Source organism: Clostridium sp., from assembly GCF_032552055.1.
GTDB lineage: Bacteria > Bacillota > Clostridia > Clostridiales > Clostridiaceae > Clostridium.
The window spans coordinates 1-3,750 of the sequence record NZ_JAWGSV010000294.1; the positions used below are offsets into that span (position 1 = coordinate 1).

The window sequence follows — 3,750 nt, forward strand, 5'->3', positions numbered from 1 at the left end:
CTATATAACTAAATATTTTATCTATTTATAATTTATACAAAAACTATATATTTATTTTATCATTATTATAGCTATAAATATCTATACTTAATTCCTAATTGTGATATAATTTTATAGAACTTATTCAGGAAGGAGCTATATTATGGCAAGTAAGTTTTATTTACATAAAGGAAAAAATAAGAGAGCTGAACAGGGCAGACCTTGGATATATATTGATGAGATAAATGAATATGATGGTGACTATGAAAATGGTGATATAGTTGAGGTTTATAACCATAAAGGATTCTTTATAGGCAAAGGCTATATTAATGATAGAAGTAAAATAACGATTAGAATAATGACTAGAAATTTAGAAGAAGAAATTGATTATGATTTCTTTAAAAGAAGATTTGAAGCTGCCTATGATTACAGAAAAACTGTTATAGACACTTCTTCTTGTAGACTTATCTTTGGTGAAGCTGACTTTTTACCAGGTCTTACAGTAGATAAATTTGAAGATTACTATGTAATTCAAATATCTACATTAGGAATGGATCAGTATAGGGATATTGTAGTAAAAATATTAGTTAATGAATTTGGTGCTAAAGGTGTTTATGAAAGAAGTGATATTAAGACTAGAGAAATCGAAGGTCTTGAACAAACTAAAGGCTTCTTAACTGAACCTTTTGATACTAACATTGAAATTGTTGAAAATGGTGTTAAATACATAGTTGATTTAGAAAACGGTCAAAAGACAGGTTTCTTTTTAGACCAAAAAGAAAATAGAGCAGCTATGCATAGAATTTGTAAGGACAGAGATGTATTGGATTGCTTTACTCATACAGGATCTTTTGCATTAAATGCAGGAATCGCTGGAGCTAAATCTGTTTTAGGTATTGATGTATCTCAACATGCCATAGATTGTGCTACAAGAAATGCAGAACTTAACAACTTACAAGATACTGTTAAATTTGAGTGTCATAATGCTTTTAATGTTCTTGGAGATTGGTCAAGAGAAGGTAGACAATTTGATGTAGTTATCCTAGATCCACCAGCCTTTACTAAATCAAGAAATACAATTAATGCTGCTATTAGAGGATATAAAGAAATAAACCTTAGAGGTTTAAAAATGGTTAAACCAGGCGGCTACTTTGCAACTTGTTCTTGTTCACATTATATGAGTGAAGAGCAATTAAAGAAAACAGTTCTAGAAGCAGCTCATGATGCTAGAAGAACCTTAAGACAAGTAGAAGTAAGAACTCAAAGTTCAGACCATCCAATATTATGGGGTTCAGATGAATCTTATTATTTAAAGTTCTTCATATTCCAAGTAGTTTAAACTTAATCAAGTAAATTAACCTTAATATAAATGGGCTGTTTCACTAAAACAGCCCATTTTGTAATTATTCCAGAATTACCAAAAATATTTTTTTCAAAACTCTTTAGAAGTTTTTACATTAATTTTTAATTATATATCAGCGCCTTTTATAGTAATCCTTTTTCTTCAAAATAAGCTTCTACTTCAAGCCAATTATTTACACGGCTATAATCGTAATCCTTATCTAAATTATGATAAGCTGAGAATAATAATCCCTTACCAGAAAAAACACTTAAGTTTTTAGGAGAATCATCAATTAAATAATCTGTATTAATAATAGACTTATCACCACAAAAAACATAATGCCTCTTGTCAATAAATGGGAAATTACTTTTCAACCAATCAATTTTTCCATCAATGCTATTAGAAAAATGCATAGCTGCTGTTACAATAAATATTTCATGCTTCTTCGCTAAGCGCTCAATAACTCTCTTAGCATCTGGCATAACCTTCATATCTCTAAAAAAATCAGCATTATTCCTTATAAATACCATGGCATCCTCATATTCGGGATACTTTTGTGTTACATATCCATGACCAACCTCTTCTTGAGTAACCTCTTTATTAAATAACTTATTAAATGTTCGCAAATCCTTCTCAGAAAAATCTGCAATTACATCGTCCATATCTATGGCAATCCTCATTTGTAATCCCCCTTACCTTTTTATTATGAGTTAACACTTATATAATAACTTATAATAAAGGAAAATTAAACCATGACTGAAATGTTTTCATAGTATGCTTATCTAATAAATTCTTTAACTATTGTTTTATTTTGCTCAGCAAAATAATGAAAAATTAATAAAATGCTACTCATTTTATGACATATACTCTTCAGCAAGGATTGCATACATAGAGTAATCGCTTATACCTTGATTATTTATATCAGCTTGTCTCATTGTTCCCTCATATTTCATTCCACATTTCATCATTACCTTGCCTGAATTAGGATTATTAGGGTCATGTCTAGATTCTACCCTATTTGCACCAACTTCCTTAATCAAATAATGAATTACAGCTTTTAATGCTTCCGAAGTCACACCCTTATTCCACCATCTTCTACTGATGCAATAGCCTATATGAAACATATTTATTTCTTCATCTTTATCCACTACACTAATACATCCTATAGGTTCATTCCTATTTTCTTTTAAGGTAATTGCCCATTGATAAAAGTCATCTTTATCATAGCTATTTACCCAAGCTTTAAAGACACTTTTTGTTACCTCTGCATCTTTATGAGGAGGCCACGTTAAAAACTTAGTAACCTCTGGATCAGATGTCCAATTCTTATAAGCAGCTTCAGCATCTTCTACTTTAAATTTTCTTAAAATTAATCTTTCAGTCTCAATGGTCTTCGTTCCTAAATTCTTCATAAATCCACCTCAAATCTAATTATTTTTATGAGTCATACTCTCTTCTACATGAATTTTCATTATTAAACTAATGTTTTATAAGATAACGAAAATCTATAGTCTTCTGTATTTTTTTAGAGCTATTGAATTTAATATAATAAACACTATTGCATAAACAGTTAAAATTAATAAGTCTAATGATATATCACTTAAAGATGAACCCCTAAGAACCACTCCTGTTAATGCATCAGCTGCATAAGTTAATGGAAATACCTTTGATAACCCTTGTATCCATATTGGAGATTCTCTTAATGAAAATAGCCCACAAAACAATATTTGAGGAACAATCACTATTGGTACAAACTGTATTAATTGAAATTCATTTTTTGCAAATGTTGAAAGCAAAGTTCCTAAAGAAAGTGAGCCAGCAGCCAACAATATATTTATTAAGAGTACTAGTAAAGGACTTCCCTTAACAGTTATTCCAAGTACATATATCATAAAAATTTGTATAATTATTGTTTGTACAATTACAAACACTCCAAATCCTAAGAAGTATCCCATTACTATTTCCATTCTCTTTATTGGAGTAGCCATTAATCTTTCTAAGGTTCCACTTATTCTCTCTCTTAAGAAGGCTATACCTGCTAATAAGAAAACAAAGAAAAATATAAAAAAACCCATCATCATTGGTGCTATAGAATCAAATGTAGTCATATCAGATGATCCATTTATATAGCTAAACTCATTATCTAACATCTTAATACCCATGTTAGATAAATTTTCATTTCCTGATATCATATCCTTCGAATAATTACTAAAAGCAGTAGAAACAGCTTTTTGTACAGCTGAATTTATACTCATTTCACTTCCTTCTACTGTTGTTATTAAATCCTCATTCTCCATTTGAATTAAGGCATCATACTCTCTATCTTTTATTTTTTCTATTAAAGCTTCTTTTGAATCGCTACTTTCATAGACTTCACCTTCATTTTTTATTTCATTAATTAATGTTATTGGAATATTGCTATTACTATC

4 protein-coding genes are annotated in these 3,750 nt (G+C 29.4%); 1 reads left to right on the plus strand and 3 read right to left on the minus strand.

The window, feature by feature from the left end:
• Positions 1 to 142 precede the first annotated feature (142 nt).
• Complete coding sequence (locus E6248_RS14370) at positions 143 to 1,318, plus strand: class I SAM-dependent rRNA methyltransferase (protein WP_316341469.1); 1,176 nt, start codon at positions 143 to 145, stop codon at positions 1,316 to 1,318.
• Positions 1,319 to 1,464: 146 nt separating this feature from the next.
• Here E6248_RS14370 and E6248_RS14375 read toward each other — a convergent pair whose 3' ends face one another.
• From E6248_RS14375 to E6248_RS14385, 3 genes are all read right to left on the minus strand, one after another.
• On the minus strand, positions 1,465 to 2,001 hold the full coding sequence (locus E6248_RS14375; protein ID WP_316341470.1) for a 5' nucleotidase, NT5C type: 537 nt from the start codon (positions 1,999 to 2,001) through the stop codon (positions 1,465 to 1,467).
• 174 nt (positions 2,002 to 2,175) lie between these two features.
• Positions 2,176 to 2,733 (minus strand): GNAT family N-acetyltransferase, encoded by a 558-nt coding sequence (locus E6248_RS14380; RefSeq protein ID WP_316341471.1) that lies wholly within the window; start codon positions 2,731 to 2,733, stop codon positions 2,176 to 2,178.
• A gap of 93 nt (positions 2,734 to 2,826) precedes the next feature.
• A partial coding sequence (locus E6248_RS14385) for an ABC transporter permease (RefSeq protein ID WP_316341472.1) occupies positions 2,827 to 3,750 on the minus strand: 924 nt, incomplete at its 5' end.

Bases quoted from the DNA above. Each gene is read 5' to 3' on its own strand.
- E6248_RS14370 (WP_316341469.1), top strand. From the start codon at position 143: ATGGCAAGTAAGTTTTATTTACATAAAGGAAAAAATAAGAGAGCTGAA.
- E6248_RS14380 (WP_316341471.1), bottom strand. From the start codon at position 2,733: ATGAAGAATTTAGGAACGAAGACCATTGAGACTGAAAGATTAATTTTA.
- E6248_RS14375 (WP_316341470.1), bottom strand. From the start codon at position 2,001: ATGAGGATTGCCATAGATATGGACGATGTAATTGCAGATTTTTCTGAG.